This is a genomic window from Streptomyces sp. NPDC002640, assembly GCF_053592575.1.
Map to the genome: position 1 here is coordinate 190,615 of NZ_JBSFVZ010000014.1, position 22,434 is coordinate 213,048.

4 protein-coding genes are annotated in these 22,434 nt (G+C 76.0%); all 4 read right to left on the minus strand.

The annotated features are described in order from the left end of the window. Positions 1 to 16: 16 nt before the first annotated feature. Positions 17 to 17,359 carry a type I polyketide synthase gene (locus ACWD3O_RS20020; RefSeq protein WP_451416799.1) on the minus strand — a complete coding sequence of 5,781 codons (17,343 nt, stop codon included), beginning with the start codon at positions 17,357 to 17,359 and terminating at the stop codon, positions 17 to 19. A gap of 238 nt (positions 17,360 to 17,597) precedes the next feature. Then, a complete protein-coding gene (locus tag ACWD3O_RS20025) occupies positions 17,598 to 19,460 on the minus strand; it encodes a hypothetical protein (RefSeq protein WP_451413649.1) in 1,863 nt (620 codons plus the stop codon). Then, a complete protein-coding gene (locus ACWD3O_RS20030) occupies positions 19,445 to 20,236 on the minus strand; it encodes an ABC transporter ATP-binding protein (RefSeq protein ID WP_451413650.1) in 792 nt (263 codons plus the stop codon). Before ACWD3O_RS20030 ends, ACWD3O_RS20025 begins: the two co-directional genes overlap by 16 nt. A gap of 301 nt (positions 20,237 to 20,537) precedes the next feature. Next, complete coding sequence (locus ACWD3O_RS20035; protein ID WP_451416803.1) at positions 20,538 to 22,322, minus strand: SDR family NAD(P)-dependent oxidoreductase; 1,785 nt, start codon at positions 22,320 to 22,322, stop codon at positions 20,538 to 20,540. Positions 22,323 to 22,434 lie beyond the last annotated feature (112 nt).

The following is a 22,434-nucleotide window of genomic DNA, read 5'->3' on the forward strand; positions in this document are numbered from 1 at the left end:
GGCGGGACCGTACATGTCAGGACTTGCCGAATTCTTTGTGGATCAGATCGAAGAGGTCGGACGCGCTCGCCGCCTCCAGATCGATCTCGTCGACGGCGCCCGCGGGCCCGGACAGGGCCGGGGCGGGGGCCGCCGCGGAGCGGAGCCGGTCGGTGAGGTCGCGGAGCCGGGCGAGCAGGACGGCCGTCTCCTCCGCGTCGGGCGGGGTCTCGAGGAGCCCGAGCTCGAACTTCTCCAGCCGGACGACGGCGCTCTCCGTGTCCGCCGGGCCGGTGGCCGGGTCCTCGCCCAGGAGGCGCCCGCGCAGGTGGGCGGCGAGAGCCGCGGGGGTCGGGTGGTCGAAGACGAGGGTCGCGGGCAGGGACAGTCCGGTGGCGGCGTCGAGCAGGTTGCGCAGCTCGACGGCCATCACCGAGTCGGTGCCCAGGGCGCGGAACTGCCGGTCCGGGTCGATGGCCGCCGCGGTGCGGTGGCCGAGCGCGGCGGCGGTCCTGGAGACGACCAGGTCGACGAGGACGCGCTCCTGTTCGGCACGCGGCGCCCCGGCGAGCCGTTCGGCGAGGTCCGGCCCCTGCCCCTGCGCCTGCCCGTCGGGGGCGGGCGTGGCGGGCCGGGGTGCGGCGGGCAGCAGGTCGAGCAGCCGCCCGCCGCGCCCGCCCCGCAGCAACGGACCGAAGCGGCTCCAGTCGATGCCGGCCACGCAGACCGTGGTCCGGTCCTCGGCGAGGGCCTCGTCGAACGCGAGGAGGGCCTCGTCCGGGGAGAGGGGTGTCACTCCGGTGCGCTGCTGCTGCTCGCCCGCCGCCGTGGCCGCGCCCACGCCGGTACCGGCCCACGGGCCCCACGCGAGGGCGGTGGTGGCGCGTCCGGCCGCACGGCGCCGCTGGGCGAAGGCGTCCAGCGCGGCGTTGGCCGCGGCGTAGGCGGCCTGCCCGAGGTTGCCGACGACTCCGGCGAAGGAGGTGAAGAGCACGAAGTGGTCGAGCCGGTGCTCCGCGGTCAGCTCGTCGAGGTGGCGGGCGGCGGCCAGGCGCGCGTCCAGGAGGTCCGCGACGCCGTCGGGGGTGAGCGAGGCGATCACGCCGTCGTGCACCGTCCCCGCCGCGTGGACGACGCCGGTGAGCGGCAGGTCCTCCGGTATGCGGGCGAGCAGCCGCGCGAGCGCGTCGCGGTCGGCGGTGTCGCAGGCGGCGAGGGTGACGCGGCTGCCGAGCGCGGTCAGTTCGGCGGCCAGTTCGCCGGCGCCGGGGGCGTCCGGGCCGCGGCGCCCGACGAGCAGCAGATGGGGGGCGCCCTGCCGGGCGAGGCGGCGGGCGGTGTGCGCGCCGAGCGCGCCGGTGCCGCCGGTGACGAGCACGGTGCCGGTGGGCCGCCATCCGTCGGGCGTGCCGTCCGCGCGCCGGGGGGTGTCCTGGACGAGACGTCGGCCGAGCACGCCGGTCCGGCGGATCGCGGCCTGGTCCTCGGGGTCCGCGGACCCGAGCAGTGCGGTCAGGCGTGGGCCGGTCCGGTCGTCCCACTCGGCGGGCAGGTCGACCAGTCCGCCCCAGGTGCGGGGCATCTCCAGGGCCGCGGTGAGACCGAAGCCCCAGACGGCGGCCTGGTCCGGGTCGGGCCCGGGGTCGTCGGTGGAGACGCGCACGGCGCCCTGGGTGGCGCACCACAGCGGACCCGGCACGCCGGCGTCGTCGAGGGCCTGCGCGAGGACCACCACGGAGGGCAGGCAGCCCGCGCCGGACGCCAGTGCCAGCACACCGGCGGGGGTGCTCCCCCCCGTCGCGGCGCGCAGCCGTGCCGTGAGGGCGGCGCGGTCGGTGCCGCCGGGGACGGCGACGACCTGGGCGCCGGCGCCCTCCAGCGCGCGGCCCACCCGGTCGGCGGCCGCTTCGGCTCGGGCGTCGGCGCCGGGCGGGGTGACCAGCAGCCAGGTGCCGGTCGGCCGGGCGGCTCCTTCGGCCACCGGGGTCCAGATCACCTCGTACCGGCCCCGGTCGGGCGCGGTGCGGTGTGCGGCGGGGGTCGCCTCGGGCCAGAAACGGGTGTGCTGGAACGGGTAGGGAGGCAGGGTGACGGGCGGTGCCTCCGGGAACGCGGCCGCCAGGTCCACGTCCGTGCCCTCGACCCACAGCCGGGCCAGGGCGGCGAACAGGCACTCGGCCTCGGGGCGGTCGCGGCGCATCGCGGGGACCGCTCCGGGGACGAGCGCGCTCAGGGCGCCCGCGGGGCCGAGTTCCAGGAAGCGGGTGTGTTCGGTGAGGGAGGCGACGGCGTCGGCGAAGCGGACGGGCTCGCGGATCTGGCCCACCCAGTAGTCGGGGGTCGCCATGTCACCGGGGGCGGTGGTGACGACGGGGATGGTCGGGGCGTGGTAGGTCAGCGACTCGGCGACGGCGGCGAACTCGGCCTGCATGGGCTCCATCAGGTGGGAGTGGAACGCGTGCGAGACGGTCAGCCGCTTCACGCGCACGCCCTCGGAGCGGAGCCGCTCCTCCAGTGCATTGACCGCGGCGGCATCGCCGGAGACCGTGATCGAGGTCGGCCCGTTCACGGCCGCCAGGTCCACGCCCTCCGGCAGCTCCAGACCGTCCTCGGCGGTCTCGACGGCGAGCATCGCGCCGCCCTCGGGCAGCGCGTCCATCAGCCGGCCGCGCGCCGAGACGAGGGCACAGGCGTCGTCCAGGGACAGCACCCCGGCGCAGTGCGCGGCGGCCAGCTCGCCGATGGAGTGGCCGACCAGCACGTCCGGGGTCACCCCCCAGGACTCCACCAGCCGGAACAGCGCCACCTCGACCGCGAAGAGCCCGGCCTGCGCGTACACGGTCCGGTTCAGCGCCTCGCCGTCGTCCCCGAACACCACCTCACGCAACGGCCGGTCCAGGTCCACCCGCGCGCACACCGCGTCGAAGGCGTCCGCGAAGACCGGGAACGCGTCGTACAGCTCACGCCCCATCCCGACCCGCTGCGCGCCCTGACCCGAGAACAGGAATCCGGTGCGGCCCTCGCGCACGGTGCCCCGCACGGTCCCGGCGGCGGGTTCGTCCGCCGTCAGGGCCGTCAGACCGGCGGCGTAGCCGGGGAGGTCCTCGGCCAGTACGACGGCGCGGTGGGCCTGTCCGCGTGCGGTCGTGGCGAGCGTCCGGCCGGTGGCGACGGCGGAGGCGCCGGGGGTGTCGCACAGCGCCTTCAGCGCCTCCGCCCGGGCGTTCAGGGCCGTGCCGGAGTGGGCCGAGAAGGCCCAGGGCAGCACGGAGCTCTGGTCGGGCGCCGCCGGCACGGCGTCGTCGGCCTGTTCCAGGACGACGTGGGCGTTGGTGCCGCTGATGCCGAAGGAGGAGACTGCCGCCCGGCGCGGCCGGCCGGCCCGTGGCGTCCACGGGGTCGCCTCGGCGAGCAGCCGCAGGCTGCCGGTGTCCCAGTCGACGGCCGGGGTCGGCTCCGCCGCGTGCAGCGTGCGGGGCAGCACGCCGTGCCGCATCGCCAGGAGCATCTTGATGACGCCGGCGATGCCCGCCGCCGCCTGGGTGTGCCCGATGTTGGACTTGACCGAGCCGAGGTAGAGGGGTTCCGTCCGGTCCTTGCCGTAGGTGGCGAGCAGTGCCTCCGCCTCGATCGGGTCGCCCAGCCGCGTGCCGGTGCCGTGTGCCTCCACGGCGTCCACCTCCGACGGCCACAGTCTGGCCGAGGCCAGGGCGGTGCGGATCACCCGCTGCTGCGCGGGGCCGTTGGGGGCGGTGAGGCCGTTGGACGCGCCGTCCTGGTTGACCGCGCTGCCCCGCAGCAGTCCGAGGACCTGACGGCCGTTGGCCCGCGCGTCCGACAGCCGCTCCAGCAGCACCAGTCCGACGCCCTCGCCCCAGCCGGTGCCGTCGGCGTCGGCGGCGAACGCCTTGCAGCGCCCGTCGGCCGCCAGGCCGCGCTGGTGGGCGAACTCGACGAAGGCGGTGGGCCCGGTCATGACCGTGACGCCGCCCGCGAGCGCCATCGAGCACTCGCCGGACCGCAGCGACTGCGCCGCCAGGTGCAGCGCGACCAGGGACGACGAGCACGCCGTGTCCACGGTGATCGCCGGGCCTTCCAGGCCGTACGTGTAGGAGATGCGGCCCGACAGCACGCTGGCCGCGCTGCCGGTGGCCACGTGGCCCTCCACTCCCGACCCGACGGCCGGGAACAGACCGGCGTAGTCCTGTCCGTTGGTGCCCGCGAAGACGCCGATGCGCCGGCCCTGGAGGGTGGCGGGGTCCAGTCCGGCCCGCTCGAAGGTCTCCCAGGAGGTCTCCAGCATCAGCCGCTGCTGCGGGTCCATGGCGAGCGCCTCGCGCGGGGAGACGCCGAAGAGGTCGGCGTCGAATCCGGCGGCGTCGGGGAGGAAGGCGCCGCGGCGGGCGAAGTCGGGGGCGTCGCGCAGGTCCCAGCCCCGGTCCGCGGGGAGGTCGCCCACCAGGTCGAGGCCCTGGGTCAGCAGGTCCCAGAACTCCTCCGGGGTGGCCGCACCGGGGAACCGGCAGCCCATCGCGACGACGGCTATGGGGTCGTCGGCCGCGGCGGACCCGGAGGGGCCGGGGGCTCCGGCGGGGGCGGCGGCCTCGGCGGCGCCGGTGAGTTCGGCGCGCAGGCGGGCGGCGAGCGCGGCCGGGGTCGGATGGTCGAAGATCAGGCCGGCCGGGAGGGGGAGCCCGGTGGCCGCCCGCAGGGCGTTGCGCAGCTCGACGGCGGTGAGCGAGTCGAAGCCCAGGTCGCGGAAGGCCTTGTCGGGGGCGATGGTGGCGGCCGTGCCGTGGCCGAGCACGAAGGCGGCGAGGGTGCGCACCAGGTCCTCGGTGATCCGCCGCCGTTCGCCCTCGCCGGCGGCGGCGAGGCGGGCGGCGAGGCCGGTGGCTCCGGCCGGGTCCCCGGCCTCGTCCGGCGGGCCGGAGGGGACGAGTTCGCGGAGCAGGCGGCTGGGGCGCGCCGCGGTGAACCCGGACGCGAACCGCCGCCAGTCGACGTCCGCGACGACGACGGCCGCGCCGTCCGCCGTCGCGTCCGTGCCGTCGAGGGTCCGGCCGAGGACGCCGATGGCGAGGTCCGGGTCGAGGGGGGTGAGTCCGGAACGGCGCAGGCGCTGGGTGAGGGCCTCGTCCTCGGCCATGCCGGTCTCGGCCCACGGCCCGTAGCCGATCGACGTGGCGGGCAGCCCGCGGGCGCGTCGGCGCTCGGCGAGTGCGTCGAGGTGGGCGTTGGCGGCGGCGTAGTTGGCCTGGCCGGCTGTGCCGACGGCGCCGGTGAAGGACGAGAAGAGGACGAAGGCGTCGAGCGGGAGGTCGCCGGAGAGGGTGTCGAGGTTCTCGGCGGCCAGGGTCTTGGCGCGGAGGACCTGCTCGAAGCGGTCCGGGGTCAGGGCGTCCAGTACGCCGTCGTCGAGGACGCCGGCGGCGTGGACGACGGCGGTGAGGGGGTGCTGCTCGGGGATGCCGGCGAGCAGTGCGGCGAGCGCGTCGCGGTCGGCGGCGTCGCAGGCGACGGCCGTGGCGGTGGTGCCCGCCGCGGCGAGTTCGGCGACCAGCTCGGCCGCGCCGGGGGCGTCGGGTCCGCGTCGGCCGACGAGCAGCACCCGGGTGTGGCCGCGTGCGGCGAGCAGCCGGGCCACCTGGGCGCCGAGCGCGCCGGTGCCGCCGGTGACCAGCACGGTGCCGTCGGTGCGGGGTCCGGGGCCGGTGGCGGGCGGGGGCGTGGGGGCGGCGACGAGACGGCGGGCGGAGACGCCGTCGGCCCGGACCGCCAGCTGGTCCTCGACGTCTCCGTCGCCGTCACGGTCGCGGCCGGCGGCGAGGACGGCGCACAGGCGGGTCCCGGCGCGGACGTCCAGGGTCTCGGGCAGGTCGATCAACCCGCCCCAGACGTGCGGGAGTTCCAGGGCGGCGACGCGGCCGAAGCCCCAGATCTGGGCCTGGGCGGGGTCCGGCGGTCCGTCGGCGCGGCCGGTCGAGACCGCTCCCCGGGTGAGGGCCCAGAGCGGCACGTCGGCGTCGGCGCAGGCCTGGGTGAGCAGGAGGGTGGCGGCGAGCCCCCGGCTGAGGGCGCCGCCGTTCCGCAGCGCGGTGGTGTCCGTTCCGCACAGCGAGACGACGCCGGCCAGTTCGCCGTACGAGCGCAGCCGGTCGGCGAGGGCGGTCCGGTCGTCGCCGGGGTCCGGCAGGCCGAGGACGGTGGCGCCGCCGCGCCGCAGCGCGTCGGCGATCCGCGCGCCCCGGTCGTCCTCGAGGTCGGTGCCGACGAGGAGCCAGGTGCCGTCGAGCACGGCGGGCGCCGGGGTGACGGGGCGCCAGGCCGCCCGGTGGTACCAGGAGCCGACGGTCGCCTCGGTGCGCCGGCGGTCGTGCCAGGACGAGAGGTGCGGCATGAGTCCGGCCAGTCCGCGCCGGGCGTCGTCGTCGGGCAGTCCCAGCGCGTCGGCGAGCCGGTCGACGTCCCCTCCGGCGACGGCCGTCCAGAAGCCGGCCTCCGCCTCGTCGCGGACGGGCGCGGCACCGGCGTCGGCCACCGCGTCGGGCCAGTAGCGCTCGTGCTGGAAGGCGTAGGTCGGCAGCTCGACGGGGCGGCCCCCGAGCGGCGCGAAGAACGTCTCCCAGGCCACGGCGGCGCCGCGCACGTGGACCTCGGCGACGGCGCGCAGCAGCCTGCCGTGCTCCCCCTGGTCGGAGCGCAGGGCGGGGACGGCGGTGGCGTCCTCGGTGATGTGCGGGACCAGGGCGGAGAGGGTTCCGTCGGGGCCGAGTTCGAGGAAGACCCGGGTGTCGGTGAGGGAGGTGATCGCGTCGGCGAAGCGGACGGGCTCACGGATCTGGCCGACCCAGTAGTCCGGGGTGGCGAGGTCACCGGGAGCCGTGGTCACGACCGGGACCGCCGGTGCGTGGTAGGTCAGCGACTCCGCGACGGCGGCGAACTCGTCGAGCATCGGCTCCATGAGGCGCGAGTGGAACGCGTGCGAGACGGTCAGCCGCTTCACGCGCACAGCCTCGGCACGGAGCCGTTGCTCCAGCGCGTCGATCGCCGCCGCGTCACCGGAGACGGTGATCGAGGTCGGCCCGTTGACGGCCGCCAGGTCCACGCCCTCGGGCAGCTCCAGCTCTTCGGGGGCCTCGACGGCGAGCATCGCGCCGCCGGACGGCAGCGCTTCCATCAGCCGGCCGCGCGCCGACACCAGCCGGCACGCGTCGTCCAGGGACAGCACGCCCGCGCAGTGCGCTGCGGCGAGTTCACCGATGGAGTGGCCGACCAGCACGTCCGGGACAACACCCCAGGACTCCACCAGCCGGAACAGCGCCACCTCGACCGCGAAGAGCGCGGGCTGCGTGTACACGGTCCGCGCCAACAGCTCCGCGTCGTCCCCGAACACCACATCACGCAACGGCAGTTCGAGGTCGACCCGCGCGCACACCGCGTCGAACGCCTCCGCGAAGACGGGGAACGCCTCGTACAGCTCACGCCCCATCCCGACGCGCTGCGCGCCCTGGCCCGAGAACAGGAACCCGGTGCGTCCGGACACCGCGACGCCGGTCGGCGCGTTGCCGCGTCCCACCGCGAGCTCGTCCAGGTGGCCGAGGAGTTCGTCGCGGCCCGCCCCGAGGACGACCGCCCGGTGTTCCAGGGCCGTGCGCCGGGTCGCGAGCGAGAGCCCGACGTCGACCGGGTCCTCGGACTCGGCCGCGGACCGCAGCCGGGCCGCCTGGGCGCGCAGGGCCTCGGGCGTGGCTCCGCTCAGCACCCAGGGGATCAGCGTGTCCGGGTCACGCGGCACCGGTTCACCGGTGACGGGTTCGGCCGGCGCCTGCTCGATCATGGTGTGCGCGTTGGTGCCGCTGATCCCGAAGGACGAGACCGCCGCGCGCCGGGGCCGTCCGGTCTGCGGCCAGGGGCGCTCCTCGGCGAGCAGTTCCACGGCGCCCGCCGACCAGTCGACGTGGGGCGACGGCACGTCGGCGTGCAGGGTGCGGGGCAGCACGCCGTGCCGCAGCGCCATCACCGTCTTGATGATGCCGCCGACGCCCGCGGCGGCCTGGGTGTGCCCGATGTTGGACTTCAACGACCCCAGCCACAGCGGCTGGTCGGGGTTCCGGTCCCGTCCGTAGGTCGCCAGCAGCGCCTCCGCCTCGACCGGGTCGCCGAGTTTGGTGCCGGTGCCGTGCGCCTCGACCATGTCCACGTCGCCGGGGGTGAGGCCGGCGTCGGCGAGCGCCGCCCGGATGACGCGCTCCTGGGAGGGGCCGTGCGGTGCGGTGAGGCCGTTGGAGGCCCCGTCCTGGTTGACGGCGGAACCGCGGACCAGGGCCAGCACCCGGTGGCCGTTGCGCACGGCGTCGGAGAGCCGCTCGACGAGCAGCATGCCGGCGCCCTCGGACCAGCCGGTGCCGTCCGCGTCGGCCGAGAAGGACTTGCAGCGGCCGTCGGGGGCGAGGCCGCGCTGCTTGCTGAAGTCCACGAAGACACTGGGCGTGGACATCACGGTGACGCCGCCGACGAGGGCCAGCGAGCACTCGCCGGCCCGCAGCGACCGCGCGGCCAGGTGCAGGGCGACCAGGGACGACGAGCAGGCCGTGTCCACGGTGACGGCCGGGCCCTCGAGCCCGTAGGTGTAGGAGATCCGGCCGGACACCACGCTGCCCGCTCCGCCGGTGGCCCGGTAGCCCTCGGTCTCGTGCAGGGTCTCGGCCGCGGCGGCGTAGTCGTGGTACATGACGCCGGCGAAGACGCCGGTCTCGCTGCCGCGCAGGGTGACCGGGTCGATGCCGGCGCGTTCGAAGGTCTCCCAGGAGAGTTCCAGCAGGAGCCGCTGCTGCGGGTCCATGGCGAGCGCCTCGCGCGGGGAGACGCCGAAGAGCCCGGCGTCGAACGCGGCGGCGTCGTGCAGGAAGCCGCCGTGCCGTGCGTAGGTGGTGCCGGGGCGGGACGGGTCGGGGTCGTGGAGGCGGCCCAGGTCCCAGCCCCGGTCGGTGGGGAAGCCGGTGATGCCGTCGCGGCCCTCGCGGACCATGCGCCAGAGTTCCTCGGGGCTGTCCACGCCGCCCGGGTAGCGGCAGCTCATCGCGACGATGGCGATCGGCTCGTCCGCCGTGGCGGTGCGCCGGGGGCGCGGCGCGACGGTACCGGTCGCGGCGGTGGTGGTCGCGGCTCCGCCCAGTTCCTGCAGGAGGTGGGCGGAGAGCGCGGCGGGGCTGGGGTGGGAGAAGACGAGGGTGGCGGCCAGCCGCAGCCCGGTGGCGGCGGCCAGCCGGTTGCGGAGCTCGACGCCGGTGAGGGAGTCGAACCCGAGGTCCTTGAAGGTCCGGTCGGGGTCCAGGCGCGTGCCGGAGGGGTGTCCCAGGACGGCCGTGACCGTGGTCCGCACCAGTTCCTCGACGGCGCGTGCCCGCTCGCGTTCCGGCAGTGCGGTGAGGCCGCCGGGGTCCGCGGCGGACGCGGCGGACGCGGCCGGGCGGAGCTCGGGGCGGACCAGGTGACGCAGCAGCGGCGTGGTGGTGGTCGCGTCGGGGACGGGCTCGGCGGCCATGGCCAGGACGTGGGCGGGCCCGGCGGTGGCGGCCGCGTCGAGCAGCCGCACGCCCTGGTCCGGTTCGAGGGCGCCGCCCAGGGCGGCGAAGCGGGCCCGGTCCGCCGCGCCGAGGCCGTCGGCCATGCCTCCGGCCCCGCCCCACAGCCCCCAGCCCACCGAGAGGGCGGGCAGCCCTTCGGCACGGCGGCGGGCGGCGAGGCCGTCGAGGAAGGCGTTGGCGGCGGCGTAGGAGGCCTGGCCCGCGGTGCCGAAGGAGGCGGCCACGGACGAGAACAGCACGAAGGAGGTCAGGCCGAGGTCGCGGGTCGCCTCGTCGAGGAGCGCCGCCGCCTCGGTCTTGGGCCGCAGGACGGCGGCGACGCGTTCGGCGGTGAGCGAGGTGATCAGGCCGTCGTCGAGGACGCCCGCGGTGTGGACGACGGAGGTGACGGGGTGGTCGGCGAGGACGCGGTCGAGGACGCGCCGGTCGGCGGCGTCGCCGGCGACGACCGTCGCGGTGACGCCGTGGGCCGTGAGCTCGGCGACCAGTTCGCCGGCGCCCGGCGCGTCGGGGCCGCGCCGGGTGAGCAGGACCAGCCCCGCGACCCCGTGCACGGCGGCCAGGTGGCGGGCGACGCGGGCGCCGAGCGCTCCGGTGCCGCCGGTGATCAGGACCGTGTCGCGGGGGCCCCACGTCGGCGTGGTGCCGCCACGCAGCCGCGCCGCGCGGGGAGTCAGCGGGGTGCCGGAACGGAGGGCGGTCTGCGGGGTGTCGCCGGGCAGGCCGCCGGCGAGCGCCGAGGCCGACGCGGGCGTGCCGTCCAGGTCAACCAGGCCGAAGCGGCCCGGGTGTTCGGTCTGCGCGGAACGCACCAGGCCCCAGACCGCCGCGGCGGCCGGGTCGACCGTCTCGCCGTCGGCGGTGGCCACGGCGTTCCGGGTGACGACGACCAGGCGGGTGGCGGTGAACCGCTCGTCGTCCGCCCAGTCGCGCAGCAGGGCGAGGACGGCGTCGACCGTGTCGTGGGTGCGCCGCGCGAGGTCGGCGCCCGACTCGTCCGGCTCCGGGCCGGAGCCCACGCAGGCGAGGACGTCGCCCGGGAGGGCGCCCTGCCCGGCCCAGGCCTCCAGGCCGGGGAAACGGGCCACCCCCGCGACCGTGTCGAGGAGATCGGCGGTGCCCACGGGCAGCGCCGCCAGCGGCGTCTCGCGCTCTTCCTCGCCCTCGGCGGCGGGCGTCCAGTCGATGCGGTGGAGCACGCCCGTGGACGCGTCGCCCAGCCGGTCGGCGGTCACGGGCCGGAACGCCAGGGAACGCGCCGTCAGGACCGGCCGGCCGGCCGGGTCGGCGAGCCGCACCGCGTACTCGTCGGGGCCGCGGCGGGTCAGGGTGACGCGCAGCGCGGTGGCTCCGACGGCGTGCCGGGTCACCCCCGACCAGGCGAACGGGAGCAGGGCGGAGCCGTCCTCGCGGAGCAGCCCGGTGGCGCCGAGCGCGTGCAGCGCGGCGTCGTACAGCACGGCCTGCGGCCCTTCGGGCAGTTCGACCTCCGCGTACACGGTGTCGCCGTACACGGTGTCGCCGTCGCGCCAGGCGGCGCGCAGGCCGCGGAAGCCGGGGCCGTAGGCGAGACCGGCGGACGCGAGCGCGTCGTACTCCGGTGCGGCGGCCGGGGACGCGGGGGGCCAGGCGTCGTCGGGGCCGGAGGCGTCCTCCCGGGCCGGGCGGTCCGGCTCCAGGGTGCCGACGGCATGGGTGGTCCAGCGCGCCCCGGTGTCGCCGTCGGGGCGGCTGTGGATCTCGACGGTGTGCCCGGTCACGGTCATCTGGAGCTGGCGGCCGCCCCGCTCGGGCAGGACCAGGGGCTCGTGCACGATCAGTTCGGCGAGCCCGGGCAGTCCGGCCTGCCGCCCCGCGTGGAGGGCGAGGTCGACGTAGGCGGTGCCGGGCAGCACGACGCGGCCGTGCACGACGTGGTCGGCCAGCCAGGGGTGGGTGGCGAGCCCGACGACGCCGGTCCAGACCTGCCCGCCGTCGCCCGCCAGCGGCACCTCGGCGCCCAGCAGCGGGTGATCGGCCACGGCGAGGCCGGCGACGGCCAGTGCGGTGGTGGCGGGGGCATGGGAGGTCCAGTAGCGCTCGTGCTGGAAGGCGTAGGCCGGCAGCTCGACGGGGTGGCTTCCGTCCGGACCGGCGACGGCCGCCCAGTCGGGGGCGACGCCCCGCGTCCACAGCGCGGCGACGGCGCTGAGCGCCGACGCGGCCGCGTCCTGGTCACGGCGCAGGAGCGGCACGGCGGCGGCGTCGTCGGAGACGAGCGGGACGAGGGCGGACAGGGTGCCGTCCGGGCCGAGTTCGAGGAAGGTCCGGGTGTCGGTGAGGGAGGCGACGGCGTCGGCGAAGCGGACGGGCTCGCGGATCTGGCCCACCCAGTAGTCCGGGGTGGCGATGTCGCCGGGGGCCGTGGCCACCACGGGGATCGCCGGGGCGTGGTAGGTCAGCGACGCGGCGACGGCTGCGAACTCCGCCTGCATCGGCTCCATCAGGTGGGAGTGGAACGCATGCGAGACGGTCAGCCGCTTCACGCGCACGCCCTCGGCGCGCAGGCGCTGCTCCAACGCGTCGACCGCGTCGGCGTCACCCGAGACGGTGATCGAGGTCGGCCCGTTCACGGCCGCCAGGTCCACGCCCTCGGGCAGTTGCAGGCCGTCCTCGGCAGCCTCGACGGCGAGCATCGCGCCGCCCTCGGGCAGCGCGTCCATCAGCCGCCCACGCGCCGACACCAGCCGGCACGCGTCGTCGAGGGACAGCACGCCCGCGCAGTGCGCGGCGGCGAGTTCGCCGATGGAGTGGCCGATCAGCACGTCCGGGGTCACACCCCACGACGCGACCAGCCGGAACAACGCCACCTCGACCGCGAAGAGCGCGGGCTGCGTGTACACGGTCCGCGCCAGCAGCTCCGCGTCATCCCCGAACACCACATCCCGCAACGGCAGTTCCAGCTCCACCCCCGCACACACCGCGTCGAACGCCTCCGCGAACACGGGGAACGCCTCGTACAGCTCACGCCCCATCCCGACCCGCTGCGCGCCCTGACCGGAGAACAGGAACCCCACGCGCCCCGGCGCCGCGACGCCGCTGAGCAGGCCCGCCGCGTCGTGGCCGGCGGCCACCGCGTCGAGGCGGGCCGCCAGTTCCTCCCGGTCGGCGGCGAACACGGCCGCGCGGCGGTCCAGGGTGAACCGCGTGGTGGCCGAGGACCGCGCGACGGCGGCCACCGGCAGGGACGGTTCGGTGTCCAGGAACGCCCGCAGCCGGGCGGCCTGGGCGCGCAGCGCCGTGTCACCGCGTCCGGAGAGGAGCACCGGCAGCGCGGGGCCGGCTGCCGGTCGCTCCGCCTCCGGACCGGCTGGTGCGGGCGCCGCCTCGATGACCGCGTGGGCGTTGGTCCCGCTGATGCCGAAGGAGGAGACGGCGGCCCGGTGGGGCCGGTCCGCGGGGGCCAGGGGGACGTTCTCGGTGAGCAGCTTCACCGCGCCCGCCGACCAGTCGACGTGCGGCGACGGGGTGTCGGCGTGGAGGGTGCGGGGCAGGACACCGTGCCGCAGGGCCATGACGGCCTTGATCACGCCGGCCACACCGGCGGCGGCCTGCGTGTGCCCGATGTTGGATTTGACGGACCCCAGCCACACGGGCTGCTCGGGGTCCCGGCCCTGGCCGTAGGTGGCCAGCAGGGCCTGGGCCTCGATGGGGTCGCCCAGGCGGGTGCCGGTGCCGTGCGCCTCGACGAGGTCGACGTCGGAGGGGGTCAGGCCGGCGGAGGCCAGGGCGTCGCGGATGACGCGTTGCTGGGCGAGGCCGTTGGGGGCGGTGAGACCGTTGGACGCGCCGTCGGAGGTGACGGCGGAGCCGCGGACCACGGCGAGGACGCGCTGTCCGTCGGCGAGGGCGTCGGACAGGCGGCGCAGGACCAGCACGCCGGCGCCTTCGGACCAGCCGGTGCCGTCGGCCTCGGCGCCGAAGGCCTTGCAGCGGCCGTCGGGCGAGAGGCCGCCCTGGCGGGCGAACTCGGCGAGGACACCGGGGGTGGCCATCAGGGTGACGCCGCCCGCGAGGGCGGTGGAGCACTCCCCGGCGCGCAGCGACTGGGCGGCCAGGTGCAGTGCCACCAGCGAGGAGGAGCACGCGGTGTCCACGGTCACGGCCGGGCCCTCGAACCCGAAGGTGTAGGCGATGCGGCCGGAGGCCACGCTCGCGGTCGAGCCGGTGAGCAGGTAGCCCTCGGAGCCCTCGCCGGGCTCGTGCATCCGGGGGCCGTAGTCCATGGCGGTGGCGCCGACGAAGACGCCGGTGCGGCTGCCGCGCAGGGCGGCCGGGTCGGTGCCGAGTCTCTCCAGGGCCTCCCAGGAGGTCTCCAGGAGGAGCCGCTGCTGCGGGTCCATCGCCTGGGCCTCGCGGGGCGAGATGCCGAAGAGGCCGGCGTCGAAGCCCGCGATGTCGTCCAGGAACCCGCCGGCGGCGGGGAGCCGGGTGTCCAGTGCGTCGAGGTACGGCTGCCAGCCCCGGTCGGCGGGGAGGCCGCCGAGCACCTCACGGCCCTCGCTCAGGACGTCCCACAGGGCCGCGGGCGAGTCGATGCCGCCGGGGAAGCGGCAGGCCATGGCGACGATGGCGACGGGTTCGCCGGGGTCCGCCCGGTGTCCGGGGGTGGTGGCGTGCGGCGTGCCGTCGGTGTCCTCGCCGCGCAGGGCGTCGCACAGGTGGCGGGCGACCTCGGCGGGGGTGGGGCGGTCGAAGAGGTAGGTGGGCGGCAGGGTGAGGCCGGTGGCGGCGGCGAGCCGGTCCCGGAGTTCGACCAGGGTCAGGGAGGCGAGCCCGAGGTCCTTGAAGGTGAGGTCCGGGTCGACGGCGGCGGCGTCGGCGAACCCGCCGGCCACGGCGGCGTGGGAGCGGACCAGTTCGAGCACGGTGGTGCGGGCGGACTGCCGGGAGGCGGAGCGCAGCCGCTCGCGCAGCGCGTCCTCCGGGCCGACGGCGGCCGGGGCCGCGGGGGTCCGGTCCGTGGTGGTCCGGTCCGTGGCGGTCCGGGGCGCGGTGGTGTTCCCGTCGGGCGCCCGTGTGCCGTCCCACTGCTCGGCGGCGGGTCCGGGACGCCAGTGGCGTTCGCGCTGGAAGGCGTAGGTGGGCAGGTCCACGACCTCGCCGGGCGGGGCGGGCAGCCGGACGTCCAGGCCGTGGGCGAGCAGTTCGGCGCCCGAGGCGAGCAGCCGGGCCGGGCCGCCCTCGCCGCGGCGCAGCGAGCCGACGACGGCGGTGCCGGTCACGTCCAGTTCGGCCAGGGTGTCGCGCACGGCGGGCACCAGGACCGGGTGCGGGGTGACCTCGACGAGGAAGCGGAAGTCCTCCTCGGCCAGTCGCCGGACGGCGCCGGCGAACTCGACGGTGGAGCGCAGGTTCCGGTACCAGTAGGCGGCGTCCAGGCCGGCCGTGTCGGTCCATTCGCCGGTGACGGTGGACAGGAACGGCACGTCGGACGTGCGGGGCCGGATGCCGGCCAGGGCCGACAGCAGTTCGTCGCGGATGCGTTCGACCTGCGCCGAGTGGGAGGCGTAGTCCACCGGTATGCGGCGGGTGGCGACACCGTGCGACGCGCACCGTGCCGCGAGGTCGTCGAGGTCGCCGTCCGGGCCGGAGACCACGACGGCGGCGGGCCCGTTGTCGGCGGCGAGGGACAGCGACGGCGTGTCGTCCAGCCACCGGCGGACGCGGTCCGCTCCCGCCTGCACGGACAGCATGCCGCCCTGTCCGGCGAGGGCCCGCAGGGCACGGCTGCGCAGGGCGACCACCGCGGCGGCGTCCTCCAGCGACAGCGCGCCCGCCACGCAGGCCGCGGCGATCTCCCCCTGGGAGTGTCCGGCGACGGCGTCCGGCTCGACGCCGAGGGACCGCCAGGTCTCGGCGAGGGCCACCATCACGGCGAAGAGGGCGGGCTGCACCACGTCGACCCGGTCCAGCGTGGGGGCGCCCTCGGCGCCGCGCAGGACGTCCGTCAGCGAGAAGTCCGTGTGCGGGGCGAGCGCCGCCTCGCAGGCGTGGACGGTCCGGGTGAACACCTCGTCGACGTCGAGGAGTCCGGCGGCCATGGCGGGCCACTGGGAGCCCTGGCCGGAGAAGAGCATGGCCAGGCGTCCGGTGCGGGCCGTGGCCTCACTGACGCCGGGCGCGGGCAGTCCCGCGGCCACCGCGCCGAGCTGCGCGAGCAGCTGCTCGCGGTCCTCGGCGAGGAGCACGGCGGTGCGGGCGAAGCGGGTGCGGGTGGCGGTGAGCGAGTGCGCCACGTCGGCGACGGCCAGGTCCGACTCCTCGACCGCGTCCCTCAGCCGGGCGGCCTGGGCGCGCAGCGCCTGCGCGGTACGGCCGGAGACCACCACCGGCGTGGGCAGCGCGTCACCGCCGGCGGCGGACGCGGCGGCCGCGGCGGGCGCCGGGGAGGCGGCGGCCGGCCGAACCGTCGTGGCGGTGGCAGGGGCGGAGGCAGAGGCAGAAGCAGAAGCCGGGGCAGAGGCAGAAGCCGGGGCCGGGGCAGAGGCAGAAGCCGGGGCGGGGCCGAGTACCAGGTGGCAGTTGGTGCCGCCCATGCCGAAGGAGCTGACGCCGGCGAAGCCTTCGCCGCCCAGCGCGCCGGTCTCGGTCTGCACCCGCAGGTTGAGCCGCTCCAGGGGGATGCCGGCCGGCGCGGAACGGAAGTTGAGGCTGGGCGGCACGAGGCCCCGCTCGACGGTGAGCACGGCCTTCAGCAGGCCGGCGACACCCGCTGCGCCCTCCAGGTGCCCGATGTTGGTCTTGACCGAGCCGACGGGCAGCGGTGTGGTGCGCGCGGCGCCGAGGGCCGCGCCGAGGGCCGCGGCCTCGACGGGGTCGCCGACCGGGGTGCCGGTGCCGTGCAGTTCGACGTAGCCGACGGCGTCCGGGGCGATGCCCGCGCGGGCGTGGGCGGCGCGGACGACGGCTTCCTGGGCCGCGGCGCTGGGCGCGGTGAGGCTGGGGCCGCCGCCGTCGTTGTTGACGGCGCTGCCGTGGACGACGGCGTGGACGCGGTCGCCGTCGGCGAGGGCGCGGGCGAGCGGCTTGAGGACGACGACGCCGCCGCCCTCGCCGCGTACGAAGCCGTTGGCGCGTTCGTCGAAGGTGAAGCAGCGGCCGTCCGGGGAGAGTCCGCCGAACCGCAGCGCGGCGACGGTGCTGTCGGGCGCAAGGATGAGGCTGACTCCGCCGGCGAGGGCCAGGTCGGACTCGTCTCGCGCCAGGCTCTCGCAGGCGAGGTGGACGGAGACCAGGGAGGAGGACTGGCCGGCGTCGACGGTCAGGCTGGGGCCGTGCACGCCGAGCGTGTAGGAGACGCGGTTGGCGATGACGCCGCGCTGCAGGCCCGGCATGGTGTGGCGGTCGACGCCGTCGTCGCCCTCGCGGTGCAGGAGGGTGGCGTAGTCGTCCCAGATCGCGCCGAGGAAGACTCCGGTGCGGCTGCCCCGCAGGTCGGCCGGGATGCTCCGGGCGTCCTCCAGCGCCTCCCAGGCGAGTTCGAGGGCCAGGCGCTGCTGGGGGTCGGTGGCGGCGGCCTCGCGGGGGGAGATGCCGAAGAAGGCGGCGTCGAAGTCGGCGACGTGGTCGACGAATCCGCCGCGGGGGACGCCGGGGACGCGCGCGCGGTCGGCGGGGGTCTCGGTGACGGCGTCGGCGCCCGTGGCGAGCAGCTCCCACAGGGCCGCCGGGCCGGGTGCGCCGGGCAGCCTGCACGCGTACCCGATGATCGCTACGGCCTCGGAACCACCGGTGTACGTATCCGACATGAATGCCCCGAATCACTCGACGTCGCGAGTTTCACCGGAACCCTGTCCGGCCGACGGCCGGGGCGGGCGCGGGCGCCCGCCGTGTGGTCCGGCTGCTTCCTCGACTGAAGCACTCCGGACGCTAGCCAGCGGCCGACGGAGCGGCCAACCCCTAGCCGCCGTGCAGCCGCCCCTAAACCACCTGGCCAGAGGGCGGCCGCACGGCCGGCTCAGGGTCGGCCGGCGTGGGCGGCGCGGCTCACGCGGCCACCTGGGCGGCGGTCCGCGCCTTCTCGGCCCGGTAGACCAGGTAGGCCGTCCAGAAGCCCGCGAGGCCGATCAGGACCATCGCGACGATCACCGGCCACTGCCAGGGGTCGGGGACGTGGAGCGCGAGGAACCAGACCTTGTCGGGGGAGCCGTTGAGCTTGATGCCCATGGCCACCAGGCCCTGCGGGAACAGGCCGACGACGCCGACCGCCGCGGCGGCCCACATGAGCGTCTGGCGTCCGGCGGACATCGTCTCGAACGGGGACTTGCCCACCTCCTCCTCGTCGGCGGGGGCCGACGCCGGGGCTCCGGAACGCATCAGGTGCAGCAGCTCCGGGCCGTTGTCCCGCAGCTTCCGCGCCGCCACGGAACCGAGCAGCACGTGGCTGAGCACGCCGGTGAGCAGGGCGACCGGGACGCTCGCCCACAGCAGCGCGGGCCGGTCCAGGGCGTGGCCCGCCCAGGCGACGCCGAGTGCCGGGCACATGGCGAGCGCGACCAGGAAGAACATCATGAACGACTGACCGGTGACGTCGCCGTGGTCCATCGGCGAGTTCTTGCTCCGGTGCGGGTCCGGGCCCGGGACGAGGACCGCGACGGAGGCCCAGATCAGCAGGCCGGAGCCGCCGCCCAGCGCGGCGAGGTTGCCGGCGAGCGCCCAGGGCAGCAGGGCGGTGTCGCCGTGCAGCAGGGATCCGGCGAGCGTCAGCAGCAGCGTGAGCGGGCCGAAGACGATCAGCCAGGCGAGCTGGCGGGCGCGGACGTCGGCCTTCTCCTTGCCGGGCACCGTGAGGGTCAGCCAGAGCGCGGTGCCGTCCTGGCCGTAGAGGTTGGCGCAGGTCGCGGCGGCCATCAGCGCTCCGGCCGCCCCGACGAACGGGAACGCGGCGGTGAAGTCGAAGATCAGCGGGAACAGCGCGGTGATGACCGCGAAGGCCGGGCCGAGGACGATGCTCTGGGTGCGCATGGGGTCGCGCCACCAGGTGCGCAGCTCCTTGAGGCAGATCACGCCCACGTCGCTGCGGAACAGCGGGCGGCGCCGCACGGCGTCGCGCGCGCTGGAACCCCGGACGACCGGGCGGGCCAGCCGCTGCGGTCCCAGCAGCGCCGTCCAGGCGGCGAACAGCGCCGCCACCAGGACGGCCAGCGCGGCCAGCGGCGCCGCCGTCCACAGCCAGTCCCCGCGTCCGGCCGCCTCGACGGCGAGCAGCCCCCAGCTGGACGGCAGGGCCCGCACCACGGTGGAGAAGGTGGGCGGGAAGCCGTACTCCAGCAGCAGGTAGATCCCGATCATCAGGACCCAGGAGAACGAGCACAGCGAGACGATCGCGGCGGTGACCGTCGCGGTGATCACGCCGCCCGTCCGCGACCGGGACAGGGCGCGGAACAGCAGGGTGACCACCCGTGACAGCAGCACCACCAGCAGCAGGAGCAGCACCACCGCGGGCACCGACACCACGACGGCCTGCCAGCTGAGCCGGGCCGCGAAGGCGATGGTCGCCCCGAACGCCACCACGGTGACGGCGGTGGTGACGGCGACCATGGCGGCGGCGAGCAGGCCCATGGCCAGGGTGCGGCGCGGGATCGGCTGACGGTGGAAGTGCTCGCCGTTCAGCGGGGGTTCGCCGGCGAAGATCGGGCCGACGATCCAGCCCAGCGCCCAGAGCGCGAACGTCACCGCGAGCACGTCCATCAGCATCCGCGGCTGGGAGAAGTCGAGGAAGGCGAGGATGACGGTGGTGACGGCGAGGCAGATGCCGACGGACCAGCCGAGGCTGTTCATCGCCATCTTCGAGTCCGACGTGCTGTGACGCAGCACCGCCAGTTTCATGCGGATCAGGACGCCAACCACGACAGCCCCTCCCCGCCGCCGATGGTCACGCCGACCAGGTCGACGAAGGTCTCCTCGAGGGAGCGTCCGCCGCGCACCTCGTCCAGGGGTCCCTCGGCGACGACGCGGCCCCGGGCCATCACGCCGACGGTGTCGCAGAGTTCCTCGACGAGCGCCATGACGTGGCTGGAGATCAGCACCGAGCCGCCGTGGTCGACGAAGCGCCGCAGGATCCGCTTGATGGTGGCGGCGGAGACCGGGTCGACCGCCTCGAAGGGCTCGTCGAGCACCAGCATCTTGGGGGCGTGCAGCAGGGCCGTGGCCAGGCCGACCTTCTTGCGCATACCGGTGGAGTAGTCCACCACCAGGGTGCGTTCGGCGGAGCCGTCGAGTTCCATCACGGCGAGCAGCTCGTCGGCTCGGCGGTCCGCCTCGTCGGCGGCGATGCCGTGCAACTGGCCCAGATAAGTGAGGAGTTCGCGGCCGGTCAGCCGTTCGGGCATGGCCAGCCCGTCGGGCAGTACTCCCAGCAGGCGGCGGGCCTCCAGGGGCTCCTGCCAGATGTCGACGCCGTGCACCCGGGCGGTGCCCGCGTCGGGCCGGAGCAGGCCGACGGCCATCGAGAGGGTGGTGGTCTTTCCGGCGCCGTTCGGTCCGACGAGTCCGTAGAAGGAGCCGGGCCGCACGGTGAGGTCCACCTGGTTCGCGGCCGTGTAGTCCCCGAAGACCTTGTGCAGGCCTTCCAGACGGAAGGCGGGTTCCCCTCTCCCGGAGTCCCGGCCGGTTGTGTCGGTCATGGTCGTGTGCTGAGTTACGTCGTCCACCGCATTCCTTCTCAGGGAGACTCAGGACGGCCCGGCGGATCGCGGGCCTCTGGGAAACCTGCTGGCCATCCTGCCAACGAACCTGCCGCATAGGCGAGTTCACCCTTCGGGCAGGCCGGAATACGGCGGTCGTTCTTCCGCATACCGAGTGGGGGTGCCGAGGGAGGGCCTCGGCTCGGCCGGCCCTCCGATCGTCCCCGCACCGGAGCGCCGCCAGCACCCCTAATCCACGTGAGGGCACCCGGTAGGGGTGTCCTTCGATCACGAGTGCGATCTATGGGGTCTCCAGTTCGCTGTCGATGAGGGCGAAGATGTCCTCCTCGGTGGCGGCCCGCAGGTCGGCGTCCTGTCCCTCGTCGTCCTCCGGGTCCTGGCCGGCGTGGTCGTCCGCCCACCGGGCGAGGAGGGCGCTCAGCCGGACCCGCAGGCGGGAGCGGTCGCTCGCGGACAGCTCGTGGGGCGCCGCCTCCAGCTCGTCCAGCCCGGCCATCAGCGTGTCCGCCGTGCCCCGTGCGGGCGGCACGAGTTCGGTGCCGAGCCGTTCGGCGAGCGCCTCGGGGGTGGGGTGGTCGAATACGAGGGTGGCGGGCAGCCGGACGCCGGTGACGGCGCCGAGCCGGTTGCGCAGTTCCACCGCGGTGAGCGAGTCGAACCCGAGTTCCTTGAAGGGCCGGTCCCGCTCCACGGCGTCCGCCGCGGCGAAGCCGAGCACGGCGGCCGCCTCCGCCCGGACGCGTTCCAGCAGGACCCGCGCGCGTTCGTCCGCCGGCAGGGCGCGGACCTGGTCGGCGAAGCCGGTCTCGCCGGCCCGGGCGGCCGCGGCGCGCCGCGGGCCGCGGACCAGGCCGCGCAGCAGGTGGGGCACCTCGGGCCGGCCGGTGAACCCGGCGACGTCCACGGCGCCCGGCAGCACGGCGGGGTCGGCCCCGGCCAGCGCCGCGTCGAGCAGGGCCGTGCCCTCCTCGGCGGTCGTCGGCGGGAGACCGGAACGCGCGGCGCGTTCCCGGTCGGCGTCGCTGAGGACGCCGGTCATGCCCGCGCCCACGTCCCACGGCCCCCAGGCCAGGGAGAGGGCGGGCAGTCCGCGGACGTGCCGGTGCCGGGCGAGGGCGTCGAGGTAGGCGTTGGCCGCCGCGTAGTTGCCCTGCCCGGGGGTGCCCAGCGTCGCCGAGACGGACGAGTAGAGGACGAACTCCTCGACGTCGTGCAGCAGTCGGTGCAGGTGGCGGGCGGCCGTGACCTTGGCCGCGAGCACCGGGGCGACACGGTCGGGGGTGAGGGCGGTGGCCACACCGTCGTCGAGGACGCCCGCGACGTGGAACACGGAGGAGATGTGCCGGCCGCGCACCGCGTCGGCCAGCGCCTCGGGGTCGGTGATGTCGCAGGCCACGATCTCGGCCTCGGCTCCGGCGGCCCGCAGGTCGGCCGCCAGCTCGGCGGCGCCGGGGGCGTCGGGGCCGCTGCGGCTCAGCAGGAGGAGGCTGCGGCTGCCGCGTGCGGCGAGGTGGCGGGCGGTGAGGGCGCCGAGTGCGCCCGTGCCACCCGTGACCAGGACCGTGCCCTCCGCATCCCACCCACCCGGAACCGTCAGCACGACCTTGCCCACATGACGCGCCTGACTCACGAACCGGAAAGCGTCCGCAGCCCGCCGCACGTCGAACACCCGCACCGGCGGCAGCACCAGCACACCCTCCGCGAACAACCGCAGCACCTCACGGAGAATCTCCCCGATCCGCTCCGGCCCCGCCTCCCCCAGATCGAACGCCCGGTACACACAGCCGAGGGAACCCGGATCACGCACATCCGCCTTCCCCATCTCCACGAACCGCCCACCCGGCGCCAGCAACCGCGCCGACGCGTCCACGAACTCACCCGCCAACGCGTTCAGCACCACATCCACACCACGCCCACCGGTCCGCTCCCGGAACACCCCCTCGAACAACACATCACGCGACGACGCCAAACGATCCACCGGCAGACCCGTCACCCCCCACTTCGCAGGCGACGCCGTCCCGAACACCTCCGCCCCCAACACCCGCGCCAACTGCACCGCCGCCATCCCCACACCACCGGCAGCCGCATGCACCAGCACCGACTCACCCGCACCCAGCCCCGCCAGATCCACCAACGCGTAATACGCCGTCCCGAACGCGATCGGCACCGCCGCCGCC

Excerpts from the sequence above, each read along its gene's own strand:
- ACWD3O_RS20020 (WP_451416799.1), bottom strand. The coding sequence starts at position 17,359 with ATGTCGGATACGTACACCGGTGGTTCCGAGGCCGTAGCGATCATCGGG.
- ACWD3O_RS20030 (WP_451413650.1), bottom strand. The coding sequence starts at position 20,236 with ATGACCGACACAACCGGCCGGGACTCCGGGAGAGGGGAACCCGCCTTC.
- ACWD3O_RS20035 (WP_451416803.1), bottom strand. The coding sequence starts at position 22,322 with ATGGCGGCGGTGCAGTTGGCGCGGGTGTTGGGGGCGGAGGTGTTCGGG.